Origin of the sequence: Paenibacillus xylanivorans (genome assembly GCF_001280595.1) — a bacterium.
Classification (GTDB): domain Bacteria; phylum Bacillota; class Bacilli; order Paenibacillales; family Paenibacillaceae; genus Paenibacillus; species Paenibacillus xylanivorans.
In genome coordinates this window covers 9,664-14,955 of sequence record NZ_LITU01000059.1, presented here as the reverse complement: position 1 = coordinate 14,955, position 5,292 = coordinate 9,664, and the positions used below count along the sequence as shown (strand labels likewise).

The window sequence follows — 5,292 nt, the reverse complement described above, 5'->3', positions numbered from 1 at the left end:
TGCGAGGTGAATGTACGATGCGAGTCGTTCTAAGTGGCGGCGGTACCGGTGGGCATATCTATCCGGCCGTTGCTATAGCAAGGCAATGCGAGGCGGAGAATCCCGACTCGACATTTTTATATATCGGTGGTACCCGTGGACTGGAAAGCAAACTGGTGCCACAAGAGAATATTCCGTTTCAATCGATTGATATTACTGGCTTTCGCCGGAAATTGTCCTTAGACAACGTGAAGACTGTGATGAGATTTCTGAAAGGTGTACGCACAGCCAAGAAAATGCTCAAGGAATTCAAACCCGATGTTGTCATCGGAACGGGGGGCTATGTGTGTGGGCCTGTCGTGTATGCAGCAGCCAAACTTGGTATTCCAAGTGTCATTCATGAGCAGAATGCCATTCCTGGGTTAACTAACAAGTTCCTTACCCGTTATGTGGACACGGTAGCTGTTAGTTTTGAGGGTTCGGAGAAAGCATTCTCTGGAGCCAAAAGGGTTGTGTATACCGGCAATCCTAGGGCTACAACGGTAGCCCAAGCTAGCCGCGATCGTGGATTTGCGACATTGGGTGTACCCATGGACAGCCGAGTTGTTCTTGTGGTCGGTGGTAGCCGTGGTGCGAAAGCAATCAATAAAGCCATGGTGGATATGGCACCAATGCTGGCCAAACTTGAAGATGTGCACGTGGTCTACGTGACAGGTGATTCATATTTTGATGAAACGCGTGAAGCGATCCGCAGTTCCCTTGGAACGATGCCAAATCATCTGCATGTGCTGCCTTACGTATACAATATGCCCGAGGTTCTTGCATGCACATCGCTGATCGTAAATCGTGCAGGGGCATCATTCCTTGCCGAGATTACATCTCTTGGTATTCCATCCATCCTGATTCCGTCACCTAATGTGACGAATAATCATCAGGAGGCAAATGCTCGTACGCTTGAGGGTGGCGGTGCATCGCTTACGATGTTGGAAAAGGATCTGACAGGCCAGGCACTATATAAGGCGATTGCTGGAATTATGAATGACGAAGCGGCGCGCAAAAGGATGGCGGAAGCCTCCCGGAAACTGGGAAAACCCGATGCAGCCGAGGTACTTGTGAGCGAGATTCGGCGTCTTGCTGCAGGGCGTTAAAGTGCGTTTTGGGCGATTGTCACACACAAGGCGGGACTGACATAAGATACCCTATAAATCGTGACAATCGTTCCATGGTGCCGCAACACGGCCTGCAGCAATGAAAACTGCCGTGCTCATCGGTTTTGAAGTAAAGGAGGATGTTAATATGCAGCAGTGGATATCGTTACTATCCCAGAACAATGTCGGCAACGTTCTTGAAAACGAGCCGCTAGCCAAATACACCACATGGAAGATTGGCGGTCCTGCAGATGCGCTAGTCATACCGGAAAACAAGGAGCAGATGGTTAATCTCATCCAATTGCTGCACAAGCATCAGATCCCATGGATGCAGCTTGGACGGGGTTCAAACATGCTGGTGTCTGACAAGGGAATACGAGGAGTTGTCGTGAAACCGGGAGAAGGCTTTGATTATGCCGAGTTTCACGAGGGCGGGGTAACTGCCGGAGCAGCACATTCCTTTGTTAAACTCAGTGTTGTTGCTGCAAAGAAAGAGTGGACCGGTTTGGAATTTGGCAGCGGCATCCCCGGAACGGTCGGCGGAGCCGTATATATGAATGCTGGTGCCCATGGATCGGATGTGTCACGGATATTTCAATCCGCTGAGATTGTACTGGAGACAGGGGAATTGGTACGTTACAGCAAGGAGGACATGGAATTTGCCTATCGCCACTCTGTTCTGCATGACCGGAGAGGCATCGTGCTGGAGGCTGCATTTGCACTCCAGCAGGGAGAACGCAAAGTTATTTCGGAATCGATGGCGGCTTATAAAGACCGTAGACGCCGTACACAGCCACTGCAGATGGCGTGTGCTGGCAGCGTGTTCCGGAATCCACCTGGTGATCATGCCGCCCGCCTGATTGAAGCAGCGGGGCTAAAGGGTATGACTCAGGGAGGCGCACAGGTATCCACCATGCATGCCAATTTCATTGTCAATACAGGCCAAGCAACAGCAGAGGACGTTATCACCCTAATGCAGCAGATTCAGAGCACTATATCATCTCAAAACGGTATTAACCTGGTACCGGAAGTCTTCGTAGTGGGTGAACGGTAAACCCCGGAGGTGATACATTGGACAAATTGGTGATTGAAGGCGGGAAACCCCTCTCAGGATCCATACGCATCCATGGAGCAAAAAATGCCGCTTTACCGATCATGGCCGCAAGTTTGTTGGCAGACGGAGAAGTTACGCTGCACAACGTTCCACACTTGCTGGACATTGAAGTGATGCTGTATATCCTGGAACGACTTGGATGCACGTGTCGGCATGAACAGGGAACAGTGACGATAGATACGTCGTCCATCCGGTCATATGATGTGCCTGAGGATCTCATGAAACAGATGCGTTCTTCCATTTTTTTAATGGGACCATTGCTGGCTAAGTTTGGGCAAGTATCCGTGTACCAGCCAGGTGGCTGTGCCATTGGGGAACGTAAAATTGATCTTCACCTTCGGGGCCTGGAAGCGCTCGGAGCTTCGATTGAAGAGCTGGATCAACAGATCATTTGTCGCGGGCGCAAGCTGGTGGGTACAGATATTCATCTGGACTTCCCCAGTGTAGGAGCCACAGAAAATATTATGATGGCTGCCGTTACGGCTGAGGGTACAACAACGATATTTAACGCAGCCAGAGAACCTGAAATACAGGATCTGCAACATTTTCTGAATGCGATGGGTGCACGAATTATCGGTGCTGGAACGGATACGATTACGATTAATGGTGTGGAGAAACTCAAGCCTTGCTCTTATGAAATTATACCTGATCGGATCGTTGCTGGAACGGTGATGATTGCAGCCGCAGCAACGAGAGGGAATGTAACGCTTACACACTGCAATCCGGCCCATCTTACTTCCCTTATACATGTGTTGAAGCGTACTGGTGTTCAAATCACAGTCTGCAATGATATAATGACGGTGAGCTGTATGAGCCGTCCCAAATCAGTAGACCGCATTGTGACTTCTCCGTATCCTTCATTTCCAACAGACCTGCAGTCGCAAATTATGGTGCTGCTCAGTCTGGCAGATGGTTTCAGTGTAATGAAGGAAACGGTATTCGAGGGTCGGTTCAAACATGTGGATGAGCTGAATGTCATGGGAGCCGATATTTCGGTAGACCTGAATGCAGCATTTATCCGTGGCGTTCCCCGTTTGTACGGGGCTACAGTGGAAGCAACCGATCTGCGTGCAGGTGCAGCATTAGTCATTGCTGGCCTCGCTGCCCAGGGAAAAACGGTTGTGGAGCAAGTACATCATATTGATAGAGGGTACGATCGTATCGAGAAGCTCTTTCAGAGTCTTGGAGCTTCGGTTGAGCGACAGTCCCCCGTTTCGAAGCAGCTGGATTTTGCCAATTAACGTCCTTTGAGTCCCCTTCTTAAGGGAAGGGGGCCGGAGGCTTTGTGGAGCGCGACCTATGCCTAAAAGTCAAATTCCGGTTCTGAAGAAGAATCGGCCCAAACGAAACACAAGCCGTAAAATTGTTTTTATTCTCTTACTTCTTTTTATTGTATTGCTTGCTGTACTTTTTTTTCGTTCTTCGATGAGTCGGATTTCGGCAATTGAGATTACGGGTAATGTATACACAACGACTTCGGAACTGCTGGAGAAAAGCGGTCTGAAGGAGGGCGAACAGTTTTTTGGGACAAGCTCGGCTGATGTGATTGAGCGACTGAAAACGATCAAGGCTATATCAACCGTAACTGTGGATAAACAATTCCCCGGTACTATTCTTATCAAGGTGCAGGAATATCCAACGGTTGCGTATGAACTTGGTTCGGACGGTACGCTAAAAGCCATACTGGCAAGCGGGACAAGCTTAACGGTTCCTGCCACCATTGGAGTTGCCGTAGAGAAACCGATATTGACCCAGTGGAAGGCGGATGATCCGCTTAAGGCCAAGCTGAGTGAAACGCTGGCCAAGATTCCGAATGAACTAACGACGGATATTTCGGAGATTATTCCGAATCCTACACCTTCATTCCCGGATCAGATACGGATGTATACCAAGTCACAGTTTGAAGTGATTACAACCGTTTCTCTATTGTCCGATAAGGTAGAGTATCTCAATCAGGTCATTGAGACGGAACGGCCAGGGAAAATCACGATGCTGGAAGCCGATACGTACGTGCCTTTCATTGCGGATAACCCGGAAGAAGATGCTGAGCCAGGAGCGACTCCCTGATTTCCGCCTTTATTCGGTTAAGCAGTATTCAAAACCAGGTGGGATCGGGGTTTAGCCCCTCTTATCCAGTGAAAGTTGTTCTTTCTGAGACGAAGAAAAAATGATACACTTGAACTTATGGCACCTGAGTTGCCTCCTTCTTTTTTCTTCAAGGTTTTATGTCTCGCAACCAGATCTTGGCACCCAAAAAAATTGTAGAAAAAAGAGGGAAAGCCTAAAGTGTGTTGAATATGTTTTAAGAGTGTTTAAACCCGAACGTATTTTACTATTTGGAGTCAGGAGGTGCCACAGACTTGAGCAACAATGACATCATTGTTAGTTTGGACATCGGTACATCCAAAATTCGCGCTATTATTGGGGAAATGAATAATGGAACCTTTAATATTATTGGAGTTGGATCTGCCGACTCGGAGGGAATTCGCAAAGGTGTAATCGTAGATATCGATCAGACGGTGCAATCGATCCGTAATGCAGTGGATCATGCAGAACGTATGGTGGGTATTCAAATATCCGAAGTATATGTTGGAATCTCGGGAAATCATATCGGACTGATGAGCAGTCACGGCGTCGTGGCAGTGTCTAACGAGGATCGTGAAATCGGAGAAGAAGACATGGAGCGGGTGTTGAAAGCAGCCGAAGTGATTGCGGTTCCACCGGAACGGGAAATTATTGATGTTGTAGCCAAGCAGTATGTTGTAGATGGCTTGGAGGGCATACAGGACCCCCGTGGTATGATTGGTGTTCGTCTGGAAGTGGAAGCGACCATCATTACGGGTGCAAAAACCGCGATACATAATCTTTTGCGCTGCGTGGAAAAAGCGGGTCTGAAAGTAAGTGATTTGGTACTCATGTCACTTGGAGCAGGTCAGCTGGCGTTGTCCAAGGATGAAAAAACGATGGGTTCCGTGCTTGTTGATATCGGAGCAGGGGCTACGACCATCGCCATCTTCGAAGAAGACAGTCTCGTTGCAACTTCAACGCTGC

General features: G+C 48.6%; 5 protein-coding genes. All 5 read left to right on the top strand.

Annotated features, from left to right (window positions below; genetic code table 11):
• Window positions 1–17: 17 nt before the first annotated feature.
• Window positions 18–1,127, top strand: a complete 1,110-nt coding sequence (gene murG / locus AMS66_RS13075) for an undecaprenyldiphospho-muramoylpentapeptide beta-N-acetylglucosaminyltransferase (protein ID WP_053781221.1) — start codon at window positions 18–20, stop codon at window positions 1,125–1,127.
• A gap of 148 nt (window positions 1,128–1,275) precedes the next feature.
• Window positions 1,276–2,181, top strand: coding sequence for a UDP-N-acetylmuramate dehydrogenase (gene murB / locus AMS66_RS13070; protein WP_053781220.1), 906 nt, complete (start codon window positions 1,276–1,278; stop codon window positions 2,179–2,181).
• A gap of 17 nt (window positions 2,182–2,198) precedes the next feature.
• Complete coding sequence (murA, locus tag AMS66_RS13065) at window positions 2,199–3,482, top strand: UDP-N-acetylglucosamine 1-carboxyvinyltransferase (RefSeq protein WP_053781219.1); 1,284 nt, start codon at window positions 2,199–2,201, stop codon at window positions 3,480–3,482.
• Between the two features lie 58 nt (window positions 3,483–3,540).
• Complete coding sequence (locus tag AMS66_RS13060) at window positions 3,541–4,308, top strand: cell division protein FtsQ/DivIB (RefSeq protein ID WP_053781218.1); 768 nt, start codon at window positions 3,541–3,543, stop codon at window positions 4,306–4,308.
• A gap of 293 nt (window positions 4,309–4,601) precedes the next feature.
• A partial coding sequence (ftsA, locus tag AMS66_RS33715) for a cell division protein FtsA (RefSeq protein ID WP_236703373.1) occupies window positions 4,602–5,292 on the top strand: 691 nt, incomplete at its 3' end.

Coding starts and splice junctions, on each gene's coding strand:
- murG (WP_053781221.1), top strand. CDS start 18: ATGCGAGTCGTTCTAAGTGGCGGCGGTACCGGTGGGCATATCTATCCG.
- murB (WP_053781220.1), top strand. CDS start 1,276: ATGCAGCAGTGGATATCGTTACTATCCCAGAACAATGTCGGCAACGTT.
- AMS66_RS13060 (WP_053781218.1), top strand. CDS start 3,541: ATGCCTAAAAGTCAAATTCCGGTTCTGAAGAAGAATCGGCCCAAACGA.